16 protein-coding genes and 1 pseudogene are annotated in these 15,838 nt (G+C 72.0%); 9 read left to right on the forward strand and 8 right to left on the reverse strand.

The window, feature by feature from the left end:
* Positions 1-1,257 (reverse strand): MocR-like pyridoxine biosynthesis transcription factor PdxR (pdxR, locus tag ACVNF4_RS20895; protein WP_461804375.1); only part of this gene is annotated, 1,257 nt, incomplete at its 3' end.
* A 47-nt stretch (positions 1,258-1,304) separates the two neighbouring features.
* Here pdxR and ACVNF4_RS20900 point away from each other — a divergent pair.
* The gene (locus tag ACVNF4_RS20900; protein WP_461804376.1) at positions 1,305-1,826 is read left to right on the forward strand and encodes a carboxymuconolactone decarboxylase family protein; all 522 of its coding nucleotides are present in this window, start codon (positions 1,305-1,307) and stop codon (positions 1,824-1,826) included.
* 410 nt (positions 1,827-2,236) lie between these two features.
* Here the strand turns inward: ACVNF4_RS20900 and ACVNF4_RS20905 are convergent, their stop codons facing one another.
* On the reverse strand, positions 2,237-2,716 hold the full coding sequence (locus tag ACVNF4_RS20905; RefSeq protein ID WP_461804377.1) for an anthrone oxygenase family protein: 480 nt from the start codon (positions 2,714-2,716) through the stop codon (positions 2,237-2,239).
* 77 nt (positions 2,717-2,793) lie between these two features.
* Positions 2,794-3,426 carry an NAD(P)-dependent oxidoreductase gene (locus ACVNF4_RS20910; protein WP_461804378.1) on the reverse strand — a complete coding sequence of 211 codons (633 nt, stop codon included), beginning with the start codon at positions 3,424-3,426 and terminating at the stop codon, positions 2,794-2,796.
* A gap of 100 nt (positions 3,427-3,526) precedes the next feature.
* Between ACVNF4_RS20910 and ACVNF4_RS20915 the strand changes: the two genes are divergently transcribed.
* From ACVNF4_RS20915 to ACVNF4_RS20925, 3 genes are all read left to right on the forward strand, one after another.
* On the forward strand, positions 3,527-3,898 hold the full coding sequence (locus tag ACVNF4_RS20915; protein ID WP_461804379.1) for a winged helix-turn-helix transcriptional regulator: 372 nt from the start codon (positions 3,527-3,529) through the stop codon (positions 3,896-3,898).
* Positions 3,895-4,536, forward strand: a complete 642-nt coding sequence (locus ACVNF4_RS20920) for a nucleoside/nucleotide kinase family protein (protein WP_461804380.1) — start codon at positions 3,895-3,897, stop codon at positions 4,534-4,536. Before ACVNF4_RS20915 ends, ACVNF4_RS20920 begins: the two co-directional genes overlap by 4 nt.
* Before the next feature lie 208 nt (positions 4,537-4,744).
* Positions 4,745-5,164, forward strand: coding sequence for a CBS domain-containing protein (locus ACVNF4_RS20925; protein WP_461804381.1), 420 nt, complete (start codon positions 4,745-4,747; stop codon positions 5,162-5,164).
* A gap of 46 nt (positions 5,165-5,210) precedes the next feature.
* Here ACVNF4_RS20925 and ACVNF4_RS20930 read toward each other — a convergent pair whose 3' ends face one another.
* Complete coding sequence (locus ACVNF4_RS20930; protein ID WP_461804382.1) at positions 5,211-6,338, reverse strand: magnesium and cobalt transport protein CorA; 1,128 nt, start codon at positions 6,336-6,338, stop codon at positions 5,211-5,213.
* A 221-nt stretch (positions 6,339-6,559) separates the two neighbouring features.
* Here ACVNF4_RS20930 and ACVNF4_RS20935 point away from each other — a divergent pair, with 221 nt between their 5' ends.
* Entirely contained in the window at positions 6,560-7,354 is a 795-nt protein-coding gene (locus ACVNF4_RS20935; RefSeq protein WP_461804383.1) for a methyltransferase domain-containing protein, read from the forward strand.
* A 440-nt stretch (positions 7,355-7,794) separates the two neighbouring features.
* Here ACVNF4_RS20935 and ACVNF4_RS20940 read toward each other — a convergent pair whose 3' ends face one another.
* From ACVNF4_RS20940 to ACVNF4_RS20955, 4 genes are all read right to left on the reverse strand, one after another.
* Entirely contained in the window at positions 7,795-8,700 is a 906-nt protein-coding gene (locus tag ACVNF4_RS20940) for a carbohydrate kinase family protein (RefSeq protein WP_461804390.1), read from the reverse strand.
* Between the two features lie 149 nt (positions 8,701-8,849).
* Positions 8,850-9,758, reverse strand: a complete 909-nt coding sequence (locus ACVNF4_RS20945; protein ID WP_461804384.1) for a pseudouridine-5'-phosphate glycosidase — start codon at positions 9,756-9,758, stop codon at positions 8,850-8,852.
* A gap of 194 nt (positions 9,759-9,952) precedes the next feature.
* Positions 9,953-10,507 carry a methylated-DNA--[protein]-cysteine S-methyltransferase gene (locus ACVNF4_RS20950; protein WP_461804385.1) on the reverse strand — a complete coding sequence of 185 codons (555 nt, stop codon included), beginning with the start codon at positions 10,505-10,507 and terminating at the stop codon, positions 9,953-9,955.
* 39 nt (positions 10,508-10,546) lie between these two features.
* Entirely contained in the window at positions 10,547-11,422 is an 876-nt protein-coding gene (locus ACVNF4_RS20955) for a glycerophosphodiester phosphodiesterase (protein ID WP_461804386.1), read from the reverse strand.
* Between the two features lie 277 nt (positions 11,423-11,699).
* On the opposite strand from ACVNF4_RS20955, the gene ACVNF4_RS20960 reads away from it, so the two are divergent.
* From ACVNF4_RS20960 to ACVNF4_RS20975, 4 genes and pseudogenes are all read left to right on the forward strand, one after another.
* Positions 11,700-12,563, forward strand: a complete 864-nt coding sequence (locus ACVNF4_RS20960; RefSeq protein ID WP_461804387.1) for an MHYT domain-containing protein — start codon at positions 11,700-11,702, stop codon at positions 12,561-12,563.
* 56 nt (positions 12,564-12,619) lie between these two features.
* Positions 12,620-14,776: an excinuclease ABC subunit UvrB gene (uvrB, locus tag ACVNF4_RS20965; protein ID WP_461804388.1), complete on the forward strand. Its 2,157-nt coding sequence runs from the start codon at positions 12,620-12,622 to the stop codon at positions 14,774-14,776.
* A gap of 154 nt (positions 14,777-14,930) precedes the next feature.
* Positions 14,931-15,509, forward strand: coding sequence for a TerD family protein (locus ACVNF4_RS20970; protein ID WP_461804389.1), 579 nt, complete (start codon positions 14,931-14,933; stop codon positions 15,507-15,509).
* A 59-nt stretch (positions 15,510-15,568) separates the two neighbouring features.
* A pseudogene (locus ACVNF4_RS20975) lies at positions 15,569-15,838 on the forward strand (TerD family protein); the annotation flags it as partial.

The following is a 15,838-nucleotide window of genomic DNA, read 5'->3' on the forward strand; positions in this document are numbered from 1 at the left end:
CTCGACGGTCGCCGCCTCGGTGCCGGCCGGCAGCCGCAGCACCGCGTGCAGTCCCGCAGCGACCCCGCTCACCCGGACGTGCGGCGCCCGCTCGGCCAGCACCGCGACGAGCCGGTCCCGGCGGACGCGGTACCGCTGACGCATCCGGCGCACATGACGGTCGTACGCCCCGCAGGCGATCAGGTCGGCGAGCGCCAACTGCTCGGGGACGCTCGCCCACGCCTCCCGCTCACCCTTGGCCTCCCGGACCGCGTCGACGAGACGGCCCGGAAGGACCATCCAGCCCAGCCGCACCGCCGGGGACAGACTCTTGCTGACCGAGCCGACGTAGACGACCCGCTCCGGGTCGAGACCCTGGACGGCGCCGACGGGCCGGCGGTCGTACCGGAACTCGCCGTCGTAGTCGTCCTCCAGAACGAGCGCCCCACGCGCGCGTGCCCAGTCGACCACCGCGGCCCGCCGCTCCGGGCGCAGGGGGCCACCGGTCGGGAACTGGTGGGCCGGGGTGAGCAGGACGGCCCGCTCCCGGCCCAGCCCGTCGACCCGCGCGCCGTGCTCGTCCAGCGGCAGCGGGACCGTCCGTACGCCCGCCGCCGTCAGCAGGCCCTGGTGGAAGCCGAGTCCGTACGACTCGACGGCCACCGGGCCGCGCAGCACCCCGCCCCCGCCCTGGCCGAACAGCAGGCGCAGGGCGTGCGCGAAACCGGAGCAGATCACGATCCGGTCCGGCTCGGTCCGCACGCCCCGCGCGCGGGCCAGATACTCGGCGAGCGCCTCCCGCAGCTCCCGCCGCCCGGCCGGATCCCCCGGCCCGAACGCCTCGCTCGGCGCGTTCTGAAGGGCCCTCCGGTAGGACGCCAGCCAGGCCGCGCGCGGGAACGACGACGCGTCCGGAGTGCCCTGCCGGAGATCGTGCAGCGGGCCACGCGCGCGTGGAGGTGCGGTAACTGCCGGTTCCCCGGCGTGTCGCAGGGGCTCCGTACGGTCCGCCACCCGCGTGCCCGAGCCCTGCCGGGCCGTCAGCCACCCTTCGGCGACGAGCTCCGCGTACGCGTCCGCCACCGTGTTGCGGGCCACCCCGAGGTCGGCCGCCAGCGAACGGTACGGCGGCAGCCGGGTCCCCGGCGCGAGGCGCCCGCCCCGGACGGCCTCCCGCAGCGCACCGATGAGCGCGGCCCGGCGGCCACCCGGACCGGACAGGTCGAGGTGCAGGTCGGAGCCGATGCGCTCGGCGGAATTGACCCATGATTTCGCCATGGGAATGCACCCTACAGAGGGGCTAATCGCGGCCTAGATTCGAAGACATGACGACGCACACGAACGAGACGCAGGCCGCCCCCGTCGACACCGAGGCCGGCATCGCCGCCGCCGAGGCCGCCCGTACCCGCCTGAACTTCGGCTCGGCCGCCCGCAAGACCTTCCGGGCCGTCATCGCGCTGGACGCGGCGGCCCGCGAGGGACTCGACCCGGCCCTCGTCGAACTGGTCCAGATCCGCGCCTCCCACCTCAACGGCTGCGCCTACTGCCTCCACATGCACACCAACGACGCCCGCAAGGCCGGTGAGACCGAGGACCGCCTCCACCTCGTCCCCGTCTGGCGGGAGGCCCGCCACTTCTACACGCCGAAGGAGCGGGCCGCTCTCGCCCTCACGGAGGCGGTCACTCTGCTGCCCCGGGGAGGCGTCTCCGACGAGGTCTACGCCGAGGCCGCCGCTCATTTCGGTGAGCAGGAGCTTGCCCAGTTGATCGGGATGATCTGTGCGATCAACACGTGGAACCGGGTGGCATTGGCGACGGGGAAGGTGGCGGGGACGGATGAGCGCTGAGGGGGTGGGAGGGGGCGGGGGAGGTGCGGCGGGCGGCTGTGGGGTTCGGATGGTTCAGGGGGGACGGCTGAGGGCGTTTCGCCGGGACGCGGGCGGTGGCGCCGGGGTTCGGGGCGGTGAGCCGGGGAAGAGGGCGGGGGCCTGAGGGAAGGGGGCGGAGTTCACGGTTCCGAGCGGGCAGGCCGACAGGCGTTGGCCAGGGGTCAGGACCCGGGAGGCCGTGCCACTTCAGGCTGCGCCTCGCCCCGGCAACCGCTCTGCCAAGCGGAGTGCGGTGCGCGCTCGGGGCATCGCGGGGTGGGTGGCAGACTCAGGACGGACCTGATCGGAGCGGCGGATTCCGCCTCCGGGCACGGCAGGGGCCGCCGGCTGCCCCGTCGCCCGGGACCGACCCAGGCGGAGCGGCAGATTCAGGCCAACGCCAAGACGTACGCCACGGCCGCCGCCCCCGACGCCGCCGTCCTGACGTGGTTCCACAGCGTCCACTCCCGCAGATACGCAGGCCAGTAGGCGAGCGCCTCCGCCGACTCCGCGTCGAGCCCGCGCAGCTTCTCGTTGCGCGGCACGTTCGCCGCCGCCGTCACCCCGAACGCCCCCACCAGATACAGCCCGCTGCCCAGCAGCAGTTCCACCCGCCCCTCGGCCGGCCACAGCACGAACGTCACCACCGCGACCACCCCGCACACGGCCGCCGCTCCCAGGAACAGCACCATGAACACCGAGGTCAGAGCCGCCTTGTTGATCGCGTTCATCGCGGCCACCCCCTCGCGCGCGGGCAGCGCCCCGAGCCCGCGCATCACCAGCACGGAGAACGCCGCGAACACCCCGGCCATCACTCCGGTCGCCAGCACTCCGGCCACCGCCAGTGCCACGTACGGCCCCTCCACCATGAAGGTCAACTCCCCCCGTCACCGCCGAGATCCTGCCCTCACCCACCCCCTCACCACAAGTGATGCCCCGGACAGGATCAGTGACGCGCCGCTGTCCACACCGCCCCCCTGGTTCTCCTCAGCGTCGGCACCTCCACCTCGTCCACCACCGCCACCGCGAGGTCCGCGTACGACAACCCGGGCGCCCCTTCCGGCACTTGATCACCGCCGACGACGTACCGCCCCCCGACCGGCCCCTCCGTCAGCTCCCCGCCCGGCGTCAGCACCGCCCAGTCCACCCCGCCCCCGACCTCCCGCAGCCGCGCCAGCCCCGCCGCATGCTCCCGCGCGTACGCCAGATGCTCCGGCGGGACCGCCGCGCCCTCCATCATGGGCCGGCCGTCCGGCCCCACCAGATCCGCGAACAGCCCCAGGACGACCAGCCGCGCCACCCCCTCCGCCGTGAGCAGCGCGTCCACGGCCCGGACGAAGAAGCCCGGCTCGAACCCCGCCGCGGCCTGGACGACCGCCCACCGCCCGGCCGTCCCGGCCAGCACCGCCCGCGGATCGGTGACGTCCCCACGGACGACCGTCATCCCGTCCGCCCCGAGTTCCGGGTACCGCGCCGGGTCCCGGACGACCCCGGCCACCGCGAGCCCGCGCCGACGCGCCTCCGCGCACACCGCCCGACCGGCCCGTCCGCCGGCCCCGAAGACGACGATCCCGTCCATGCCCGAACCTCCTCACCGGGCGGCGCACTTCGCCGCCCGGACCGGAGCATGGACCCCGAAGTGCCGGTTACCGCAACGGTATCGGCGCTAACCTCGACGGATGACCGACGCACTCCGCCCGGACATGTTCCATCCGGCCTGCCCTTCTGCCGACGTTCCGTTCAAGGTCGGTGACAAGTGGTCGGGAATGGTTGTCCGTTGTCTGGAGGCCGGTCCGCGCCGGTTCACCGAACTGCGGGTGCCGTTGCGGGGGGTCACCCCGAAGGTCCTGAGCGAGACGCTGCGGGCGATGGAGCGGGACGGTTTCCTCTCCCGTACCGCTTACGACGAGAACCCGCCGCGCGTCGAGTACGCCCTCACCCCCCTCGGTCGCACCCTGCTGCCCCTCCTCGACGCGGCCCAGGCATGGAGCGAGGCCAACCTCCCCGCAGTCCTCGCCGCCCGCGCGACCTCCGTCTCTGACGCATCATGACCTCTGTGCGACTAGAAGCGATCACTTGGGACCGACTCGCCGACCGGCTGGTGGAGCGGCTGTCCGATCTGGAACCGGCGGACGGCAGCCCGTGGCCGCGTATCGCCTTCGACGGCGCCCCGGCGGCCCGCCCGGGAGACCTCGCGGGGCTCGTCGCGGAGGGGCTGAAGGCGCGCGGCCGGCCCTCGCGGGTCGTCGACACCCACGGCTTCCTGCGGCCCGCCTCGCTCCGGTTCGAGTACGGCCGCCGGGACCTGGACGCCTACTACGACGGCTGGTTCGACACCCGCGCCCTGTGGCGGGAGGTCTTCGGACCCCTCGAAGCCGGGGGCACCGGACGCGTCCTGCCCGACCTGTGGGACCCGGCGACCGACCGCGCGACCCGCAGCCCCTACGTCGAACTCCCGCCCGGCGGGCTGCTGTTGCTCCACGGGCCGCTCCTGCTGCGGCACTGGTTCCCCTTCGACCTCAGCGTCCACCTCCGCCTCTCCCCGGGCTCACTGCGCCGCCGCACCCCCGAGAGCGAGCACTGGACGCTCCCGGCCTACGAGCGGTACGAGAAGGAGACCGACCCCGCGACGACCGCTGACGTCCTGGTGCGGGCCGACGATCCACGCCACCCCGCGTGGAACGGCTGAGAGGGGCGGGGGGCAAGAACTCCGCGTCCGTCGCGGCCCTCGGCCCCCAGAGGGCCGGACGCGGTGCCGGTGCGCCGGGAGCTGCGGGTCGAGGCCTGTGGGTGTGACCTCGTGGACGTGCGCCATGCCGGGGGCCCGGCAAGAATGTAGGGCGCCGGGACAGCGGCGCGTCCGCGCCGTGCCGGCCGTCCGGCCAGGGAGGCAGCCCATGACCACCGCCGGAGACATCATGCACCGGGGCGCTCAGTGGATCCCCGCGCACGAGACCCTCGACCGAGCCGCCCAGCTGATGCGCGACCTCGACGTCGGAGCCCTGCCCATCAGCGATGCGGACGACAGGCTCTGCGGCATCCTCACGGACCGCGACATCGTCGTCGGCTGCGTCGCCATGGGGCACGACCCGGCCGAGGTGACCGCCGGTCAGATGGCCCAGGGGACCCCGCGTTGGATCGACGTCGGAGCCGGCGTCGACGAAGTGCTCCACGAGATGCAGGGACACCGCATCCGCCGGCTCCCCGTGATCGAGAACAAGCGCCTCGTCGGCATGATCAGCGAGGCCGACCTCGCCCAGCACCTCAACGAGAGCCAGATCGCCTCCTGGGCCGAGAGCGTCTACTCCCGGGGCTGAGCCCCTCGGCGGTACCCCCTCGCTCCGGCGCACCGGTCGGCCCCCGTCAGAGCCAGCCGTTGCGCCGGAAACCCCGGTACAGGGCCAGACACGCCACCGCTATCACCCCGAGCACCAGCGGGTAGCCGTACGTCCAGCGCAGCTCCGGCATGTGGTCGAAGTTCATGCCGTAGATCCCGCAGACCATCGTCGGCACCGCGATCACCGCCGCCCACGCCGTGATCTTCCGCATGTCCTCGTTCTGTGCGACCGTCACCTGTGCCAGATGCGCCTGGAGAATCGAGTTCAGCAGTTCGTCGAAGGCGGCGATCTGCTCGGTGGCGCGCAGCAGATGGTCCGAGACGTCCCGGAAGTACGCCTGTATCTCCGGGTCGACCACCCGCACCGGACGGTCCGCTAGGTCCAGCAGCGGACGGCCCAGCGGGACCACCGCCCGCTTCAGTTCGAGGAGTTCGCGCTTGAGCTGGTAGATCCGGCCGGGGTCGGCCCGCGCGCCGTCCTCCGCGAAGACGTCCGTCTCCACCTGGTCGATGTCCTCCTGCATCGCGTCCGTGACCCGCAGGTAGTCGTCCACCACGTGGTCCGCGATCGCGTGCAGCACCGCCGAAGGGCCCTTGGCGAGCTGGGCGGGGTCGGACTCCAGCTCCTCACGGAGCGGGCCCAGCGAGCCGTGCCGGCCGTGCCGGACCGTCACCACGAAGTCCTCGCCGACGAACACCATGATCTCGCCGGTGTCGACCACCTCGCTGGTCGCCGTCAGCTGTTCGTGCTCCACGTAGCAGACTGTCTTGAAGACCGCGAACAGCGTCTCGCCGTAGCGCTCCACCTTCGGGCGCTGGTGGGCCTCCACCGCGTCCTCGACGGCCAGGGGGTGCAGGTCGAAGAGCTCGGCGATGCCCTCGAACTCCTCGGTCGTCGGTTCGTGCAGCCCCAGCCAGACGAAGCCGTCGCCCTTCTTGCGGACCCGCTCGACCGTCTCCACCAGGTCCGCGCCGGACGGGGCGCGGACGCCCTCCCGGTAGGTCACGCAGTTCACCACGGAGGAGCCCAGCGGCGAACGCGCGTGATGGCTCAGATCGACCCGGGTGTGCCGCCGAGCCAGCCGCGCCACCCTGCGCAGGCCGCCCACCCGGCCCAGGCCGGCGACCTTCCGCAGATTCCCCGCCATGGTCATGTGGATCTCCTCGCCGACTCCCCGTGCACCGCTCTCCCGTGCCTGGCCAGCCAGTGTGCCAGCTCGGCGCAAGGGCAGGGTAAGCCTGTGGAAAACTCTGATTCCGTGCCGTTCCCGCCTGTGGACAACTCTGTTCCCCGCGTGCGGGAAGCCATGCGGGGAGCGGATTTCCGGCCGCGTCGCCCGCATCCGCGAACCTGTGCAAATGGGATGATCCGATCATGACGCGAACCGACGGGTATCTCCTCGACAACCGGCGGGCGGAGGCGGGAGAGCGCTTCGACGCCTTCGCCGCGCTCTTCGACCCCACGACCTTCCGCCACCTCGAAGCGTTCGGCATCGGACCCGGCTGGCGCTGCTGGGAGGTCGGCGCGGGCGGCACCTCCGTCGCCTCCTGGATCGCCAAGAAGGTCGGCCCGACCGGCAGGGTCCTCGCCTCCGACATCGACACCACCCACCTCGCCGCCGCCGCGCGCCCGCCCATCGAGGTCCGCGTCCACGACGTCGGCGCCGAGGAACCGCCGGGCGAGGGGTTCGACCTCGTCCACGCCAGGCTCGTCCTCGTTCATGTCCCGGACCGGGAACGGGCGTTGCGCTCGATGATCAAGGCGCTGCGGCCCGGCGGACGCCTCCTGATCGAGGACGCCGACCCCGCCCTCCAGCCCCTGATCTGCCCCGACGAGCACGGTCCCGCCCAGCAGTTGGCCAACCGGCTCCGCCAGGGCTTCCGCACCCTCCTCGCCGAACGCGGCGCCGACCTGTCCTACGGACGCCGCCTGCCCCGCCTCCTGCGCGACGCCGGTCTCCACCGCGTCGAGGCCGACGCCTACTTCCCCGTCACCTCCCCCGCCTGCGCCGCCCTCGAATCCGCGACCGTCCGCCACCTCCGCGCCGACCTGATCGCCGCCGGCCTCGCCACTGACACCGACATCGACCGCCACCTCACGAACGTGGCCTCCGGAACGATGGACCTCGCCACGGCACCGATGATCTCGGCGTGGGGGAGGAAGGGGTAGCGGCGGGGGAGCGGTGCCGTCGGAAAGAGCCGCGCACGATTCCGAAGCCGCCGTATGCGCATGCGGTACGGGGACTTCCGGGAGACGCGCCGGGAACGGCGTACTGCGCGGCCGTCCGGGCAGCGGCGATCCGGAACTCGTCGGCACCGTGCGAGGCGACGGTCGTCCCGACAGTGTCCGTCCCGCGCGCGGAGGCTGCCGCATCGGGCACGCACCACACGGCTCAGCTCACCGCTCCACGCGCGCGTGTACGACGGCGTGTACGGGTCGGCTTCGCGGGATCCGGCGGTCACCGCCCTACGCGCGCGTGCGCGACGGCAAGTCCCAGCTCTTCAACGCCCTGGCCGGCGTCACCGCCTCGCGCGCGTGCGCAGGAGCCCTCCGTGCCCGTCCGTCCCGCGCGAGTGCCCCCGACACCTCCCTCTGCCTCACTCGCCGCCCTACAACCTCCCCGGCACCCCCGCCCCCGAAGGACGTGCCCCCACCTGCTCCACCGCCCGTGCTCCCGCCCGGCACCCCTCCGCGGCGGCGGCCTCGGGAGTGGCGCCGGTCAGGAGTGTCGCCAGGAACGCGCCGGTGAAGGCGTCGCCCGCGCCGGTGGTGTCCTGGGGGTGTGCGGGGACGGCGGGGACCCGGGCGGCCACGGTGCCCTCGCCGGCGATCAGGGCGCCGTGCGGGCCGTCCTTGGCGACGACCAGGGGGATGCGACGGCTGAGTTCGGCTGCCGCGCCCGCCGTCTCCGTCAGGCCCGTGAGCAGGCACGCCTCGTCCCGGCTGGGGAGCAGGACGTCGATCCCGTCCACGAGTTCCAGGAACCGCTCGGCACCCAGCTCCGCGAGGAACCCGGCCGACGCGGGATCGAGACTCACCGCCACTCCACGCGCGCGTGCGGACGCGACGGCGACGCGCACCAGCCTCCGCCCGGTGCCGGAGAACAGCAGATAACCCGAAAGATGCATCCGGACGACGCCGTCGAGCAGCTCCTCCGACCAGTCCCCGGGCCCTAGCCGCAGCGCCGCCCCGCTGTCCGTGACGAACGTCCGCTCGGCCGCCGCATCCGAGTCGACGAGACAGATCACCGTCCCGGTCGCGGCCTCCGTATCGACGACCAGCCGAGGCCGTACCCCACAGCCGGTCAGCTCCCTCTCGTGCCAGGCCGCCTCGTGTTCACCCACCCGCCCCAGCAGCCGCACGTCCTGGGCACCCCAATGAGCCGCCCAGCACGCCACATTGGCCCCCGCCCCACCCGGCAGCCGCCGCACCACAGCCGTCGTGTCGGTGCCCACGGCCAACGGCCCCCGATACCGCGCGACCACATCGGTGACGACGTCCCCGACGACCAGCAGCCCACCCCGGCGACGCGCCGCGCCGGCTTCTGGAGCGCCGGCACGCGCCTCGGCGACGCCGTCTCCGAGGGCCTCACGGCCGTCCGCCGAGCCCCTGTCCCCGAAACCCCCGCCCGCGCCCGTCACCGCGCCCTCAGCGCCCCGCCCCCTCAAACCCCCGCCCAAGCCGCCGCGATGCGCCCCGCGAGCCGTACGTTGCCGCGTACGGCCGCGAGGTTGGCCTCCAGGGAGGCGCCGTCGGTGTGGCGGACGAGGTGGTCGAGGAGGAACGGGGTGACGGCCTGGCCGGTGATGTTCCCGGCCTCGCAGGCGCGCAGCGCGTCGGCGAGTACGCGCGCGTGGAGGCCGGGATCCAACTGCTGGTCCAAGGGGACGGGGTTGGCGACGATCAGGGCGGACTCCGGGGCGTCGAGCCGGTCCTGGGCCCGCATCACCTCGGCGACCTCACCGGGCGTACGGAGCGTCCACTCCACGGGATGACCGGAGTCGGAGAGGTAGAAGCCGGGGAAGCGGTCGGTGCCGTACCCGGCGACGGCCACACCGAGGGTCTCCAGGCGCTGGAGGGTCGCGGGGACGTCCAGGATCGACTTGACGCCCGCGCACACCACGGTGATCCGCGTCCGCGCCAGCAGCCCGAGGTCGGCCGACTCGTCCTGCGTGAGCGTCCACTCCCGGTGCACGCCGCCGAGCCCGCCGGTCGCGAACACCCGCACCCCGGCCAGCGCCGCGAGCTGCGCGGTCGCCGAGACCGTCGTCGCCCCGCTCGCCCCGGCGGCCACCGCGAGCGGCAGGTCGCGATGGCCCAGCTTGCGGATGCCGTCCTCGCTCGCGATCCGCTCCACCTGGTCCTTGTCCAGGCCGACATGGGGCCGCCCGTCCAGCACGGCGACGGTCGCCGGTACGGCACCCTCCTCACGGACGACGGCCTCCAGCTCCCGCGCCACCTGGAGGTTGCGCGGCCGGGGCAGCCCGTGCGCGATGATCGTCGACTCCAGGGCCACGACGGGCCTGCCCGCCGCGAGCGCCTCCCGTACCTCTTCCGACACCACCAGCACCATGGGCCCGCCTCCCGTCGGTCGCTCTCCCCTTCATCTCTGGCGACCACCCCGTCCGGTCAAACCCGCACGGCCTGTGGGAGACACCACCGGCCCCGGACGTATGACGGACGACTCAGCAGCCACCGGCCCCTCACGGTCGGCTGCCACACCCACCCGCACGAGCAACCGACCCTCCGCGCACGCCTGAGCGACCCTCAGAACAACGGCTCCGGCAACACCCCCTCCAGCGCCAGCAGCCGCCGCTTCGTCTCCAGGCCGCCCCCGAACCCGCCGATCCCCCCGTCGCTCTCCACGACCCGGTGGCACGGCACCACGACCGGCAGCGGATTGGACCCCATCGCCACGCCGACGGCCTGTGCGGCGTCCGGCTGCCCCACGCGCCGGGCCAGGTCGCCGTACCCGACGACCGAGCCGTAGGGCACGCCGGCCGCCAGTTCGCGCAGCACCCGCCGGTTGAAGCCGGAGATCAGCGACCAGTCCAGCGGCAGCGTGAACTCCCGGCGCCCGCCCGCGAAGTACTCCTCGACCTGGCGGACCGCCTCGGCCAGCACCGGCGCGTCGGGGGCCCGGACCGGCTCGGCCCCCAGCCGGTCCGCGAGCCGCTCCAGCGCCCGCCCCCGCACCGCGTCCCCCGCATGGAACACGACGTTGACCAGCCCTTCGCCGGTCGCCGCCAGCAGCAGCGGCCCGATCCCGCTCTCGACGACGGCCCACACGACCCGCGCCCCGTACTCCCCGTCCGTGCTCATGCCCCCACCGTACGGCCCCCCACTGACAACGCCCTCGGCTCACGCCCCGGGGAACGCCCCCCGCACCACGTCCGGCTTGTTGGTGATGATGCCGTCGACGCCGTACCCGGCCGCCCGGCGCGCGCTCACGGCGTCGTCGACCGTCCACACGTACACGCCCAGCGGACGACCGTGCGGCCCCCACTGCGCGTGCACGGCGGAGACGTAGTCGCGCGTCACCGTGGTGTGCGACGGGTTGATCAGATCGGCGAAGCGCGCGTAGGACGGCAGATCGGCGACGGCCGGGGTGCCGAGGAAGCCGGTGCGGACGACCGGCCTGAGGTTGTGGACCGTACGGATGCTGTCGGCGCTGAAACTCTGCACGACCAGCCGGTGGGAGACATGCAGCCAGTCGAGCCAGCCCTCGTTGGCGAGCACCTTGACGATCTGCTGCTCGATACCGGGATAGAGCTGCGGATTCTTGATCTCCAGGAGGAGTTTCTGCCGGTGCCTGTCGAGACGGTTCACGAACTGCTTCAGCGTCGGCACCCGCTGACCCGCGAACGCAGGTCCGAACCAGCTGCCCGCGTCGAGCTGCGCGATCTCCGCGGCCGTGAAGTCTTTCACTTTCCAGGGAGAGCGGTGTGGAAAGATCTTGGCCGCATTGGTGGTGCGGCGCAGCGTGTCGTCGTGGATCACCACGAGTTCGCCGTCCTTTGTCCGCTGGACGTCGTTCTCGACCCAGGCGACCTCCATTTCGGCCGCTTTGTCGACGGCGGCGAGCGTGTTCTCCGGAGCCTGTGCGGACGCTCCCCGGTGGGCCACGACGACCGGCGCGGGACGGGCTGCCGCCCGCGCGTCAGGGGCCGGCGTGAAGAGCGTCGCGGCGGCGCCGAGAAGGACAGTGGTCGTAACGGCGGCTACGCGCGCGTGCATGACGCCTCCTCGCTTTCTGTGATCACGTAAGGATTCACTGTGACATCAAGGGGGCGGCGCCGAAGGAGGTCTCGGATGGCCACAGAATGAATGAAGACAGCCACACGCGCTCACCACGGGCGCACAAGTGGGGCAAGGGCGTGTTTCTTTGCCGGAAAATCGTTCGACCATTCCGGTGAGGGTCATACTCTCTGCGTCGACCCCGACCGCTCGGCGGTCTCGGGAAGGGGCGCATTCCAGGGAAAAATCAATCAACAGGGCGGAAGGGCAACCCCGCATGCAAGGCACGGTCGACGGATTCAGCTACGGACTCGTCACCCCGCTGGTGGCCTACTTCATGGCCTGTCTCGGTGGTGCTCTCGGTCTGCGCTGTACGACCAGAGCCCTGCTCGTCTCCCACTCCTGGCGCCCGGGCTGGCTCGCCCTCGGCGCGGCGGCGATCGGCTCCGGCATCTGGACGATGCACTTCGTCGCCATGATGGGCTTCACCGTCCAGGGCGCACCCATCCGGTACGACAAGCCCCTCACGTACGCGAGCCTCGGTGTCGCGGTCGTCATGGTGGGCATCGGGATCTTCATCGTCGGCTACAAGGGAGCCTCGGGAACCGCCCTGTTCACCGGAGGGACGATCACCGGACTGGGCATCGCCTCCATGCACTACATGGGCATGGCCGGGATGCAGCTCAACGGCAGGCTGGAGTACAACACGGTCACCGTCGCCGCGTCCGTCGCCATCGCCATGGTGGCCGCGACCGCCGCGCTGTGGGCCGCGGGACAGGTCAGAGGGTTCCTGTGGAGCATGGGCGCGAGCCTCGTCATGGGCCTCGCCGTCACCGGCATGCACTACACCGGGATGGCCGCCCTCCGCGTCCACCTCCACCCTGGCGACACCACCTCGGGCGACTCGCCCGCCTCCCTGCTCGCCCCGATGCTGATCGGCCCCCTCGCCTTCCTGGCCCTCGCCGCCGTCGTCGTGGTCTTCGACCCCCTGATGGTCATGGGCAGACCCGCCGTGCCCCCCGTCGAGCACAAACCCGGTGTCCCGGCCCACCCCGCCGCCCACCACACCGGACGCCGCCCCGGCTTCCGCGCCCGGAGTGGCGCCGCCCGCCGGGACGTGCGTGCCCCGCAGAGCCGCTGACACGTAAAACCCCTGATGGGACCCCGTTGTCAGTGGGGGGTCGTACGGTGGATGGCATGCGGCCCGTTTCCAGCATCGAACGTACGGTGGCGCCCTTCGAGGTCGTCAGCCCCTACCAGCCCAGCGGCGACCAGCCGGCGGCCATCGCCGAGCTGAGCAAGCGCATCGAGGCCGGCGAGAAAGACGTCGTCCTCCTCGGCGCGACCGGCACCGGCAAGTCCGCCACCACCGCGTGGATGATCGAGCGGCTCCAGCGCCCCACGCTCGTCATGGCCCCGAACAAGACGCTGGCCGCCCAGTTGGCGAACGAGTTCCGGGAGCTCCTCCCGAACAACGCCGTCGAGTACTTCGTCTCGTACTACGACTACTACCAGCCCGAGGCGTACGTCCCCCAGTCGGACACCTACATCGAGAAGGACTCCTCGATCAACGAGGAGGTGGAGCGCCTGCGCCACTCCGCCACGAACTCCCTGCTCACCCGCCGGGACGTCGTCGTGGTCGCCTCCGTCTCCTGCATCTACGGCCTCGGCACCCCCCAGGAGTACGTGGACCGCATGGTCCCCCTGAAGGTCGGCGAGGAGATCGACCGGGACCAGCTGCTGCGCCGCTTCGTCGACATCCAGTACACGCGCAACGACCTCGCCTTCACGCGCGGCACGTTCCGGGTGCGCGGCGACACCATCGAGATCTTCCCGGTCTACGAGGAACTCGCGGTCCGCATCGAGATGTTCGGCGACGAGATCGAGGCGCTCTCCACGCTGCACCCGCTCACCGGCGAGATCATCAGCGAGGACCAGCAGCTCCACATCTTCCCCGCCACCCACTACGTCGCCGGCCCCGAGCGCCTGGAGCGCGCCGCCAACGACATCGAGAAGGAACTCGGCGAGCGCCTCGCCGAACTGGAGAAGCAGGGCAAGCTCCTGGAGGCCCAGCGCCTGCGCATGCGCACGACGTACGACCTGGAGATGCTCCGCCAGATCGGCTCCTGCTCCGGCGTCGAGAACTACTCGATGCACTTCGACGGCCGCGAGCCCGGCTCCCCGCCCAACACCCTCCTGGACTATTTCCCGGACGACTTCCTCCTCGTCATCGACGAGTCGCACAGCACCGTCCCGCAGATCGGCGCGATGTACGAGGGCGACGCCTCCCGCAAGCGCACCCTCGTCGACCACGGCTTCCGCCTCCCCTCCGCGCTCGACAACCGCCCCCTGAAATGGGAGGAGTTCCAGGAGCGCATCGGGCAGACGGTCTACCTGTCCGCGACCCCCGGCAAGTACGAGCTCTCCCGCGTGGACGGCGTCGTCGAGCAGATCATCCGTCCCACCGGCCTCATCGACCCTGAGGTCGTCGTCAAGCCCACCGAGGGCCAGATCGACGACCTGGTGCACGAGATCCGCGGCCGGGTCGAGAAGGACGAACGCGTTCTGGTCACGACGCTCACCAAGAAAATGGCCGAAGACCTCACCGACTACTTCCTCGAACTGGGCATCCAGGTCCGCTATCTGCACAGCGACGTCGACACGCTGCGCCGTATCGAGCTGCTGCGCGAACTGCGCTCCGGCGAGTTCGACGTCCTGGTCGGCATCAACCTCCTGCGTGAGGGCCTCGACCTGCCGGAGGTCTCCCTCGTGGCGATCCTCGACGCCGACAAGGAGGGCTTCCTGCGCTCCGGGACGTCCCTGATCCAGACGATCGGCCGCGCCGCCCGGAACGTCTCGGGCCAGGTCCACATGTACGCGGACAAGATCACGCCCGCGATGGAGCGCGCCATCGACGAGACCAACCGGCGCCGCGAGCGGCAGGTCGCCTACAACACGGCGAACGGCATCGACCCCCAGCCGCTGCGCAAGAAGATCAACGACATCGTCGCCCAGATCGCCCGCGAGGAGGTCGACACCGAACAGCTCCTCGGCAGCGGCTACCGCGCGAAGAAGGACGGCCGGGGCACGAAGGCGCCGGTGCCCTCGCTCGGCGACAAGTCCCTCAAGGGCGCCGGGCCCGCGAAGGCCGCCAAGGGCAAGGCGGGCAAGGCCGGGGCGACCGTCCCGACGGACACGCCCGCCGCCGACCTCGCCGAGCAGATCGAGTCGATGACCGAGCGGATGCGGGCCGCCGCGGCGGACCTCCAGTTCGAGGTCGCCGCCCGGATCCGGGACGAGGTCTCCGAGATGAAGAAGGAACTCCGCCAGATGAAGGAGGCGGGCCTGGCATGACCCGCGTGTCCGGGAGCGCCGCGCCGTCCGCGCTGTGTTGCAAGACCGACACAAAACGCGCTCCCGGGTACGGCACTGTCAGTGCCCTTGCGTAGGGTCGGGAACACCCGTGGAGCCCGCGGGAACCGGGGAAGTTCGAGAGGGGAATCAGCTCGTGACCGTCAACATGACCAAGGGTCAGGCCATCAGTCTTCAGAAGAACGACGGAGGCAGCCTGAGCGCGGTGCGGATGGGTCTCGGCTGGCAGGCGGCCCCGCGGCGCGGCCTGTTCGGTTCCCGGACCCGGGAGATCGACCTCGACGCCTCCGCCGTCCTCTTCGCGGACAAGCAGCCGGTGGACGTCGTCTTCTTCCGCCACCTCGTGAGCGACGACGGCTCCGTGCGGCACACCGGTGACAACCTGGTCGGCGGCGTCGGCCAGGGCGGGGACGACGAGGCGATCCTCGTCGACCTCTCGCGCGTGCCGGTCCACATCGACCAGATCGTCTTCACCGTCAACTCCTTCACGGGCCAGACCTTCCAGGAGGTGCAGAACGCGTTCTGCCGCCTGGTCGACGAGACCAACGGCCAGGAGCTGGCGCGCTACACCCTCGCGGGCGGCGGCAACTACACGGCCCAGATCATGGCGAAGGTGCACCGCGCGGGCCAGGGCTGGTCGATGACGGCCATCGGCACCCCGGCCAACGGCCGCACCTTCCAGGACCTGATGCCCGCCATCCAGCCGGTTCTCTGACCGGCACGCAGCACAGACGCGGCAGCACGACCGAGCACGACACAGGGGGACGACAGGCGATGACGGCCGAGCTGACGCGGGGGCAGAACCATCCGCTCACCCAGGTCCGCCTGGTGATCAGGGTCTCGGCCGCGGCACCGGTCGTCGCCGGGATCACCCTCGGCGACGAACAGGGCCGCGTCCCCGGCCCCGAGTGGGTCGCCCACCCCGGCGCCCCCGCGCTGCCGGGCCTGGAGGTCTCCCGGCAGGCCGCCGCCGAGCACCGTATCGCCGTCGACCTGGACGCCGTACCGGAGCGCGCGCACCGCGTGCACGTCCTGCTCGCGTTG

It is taken from the genome of Streptomyces sp. S6, assembly GCF_054880855.1.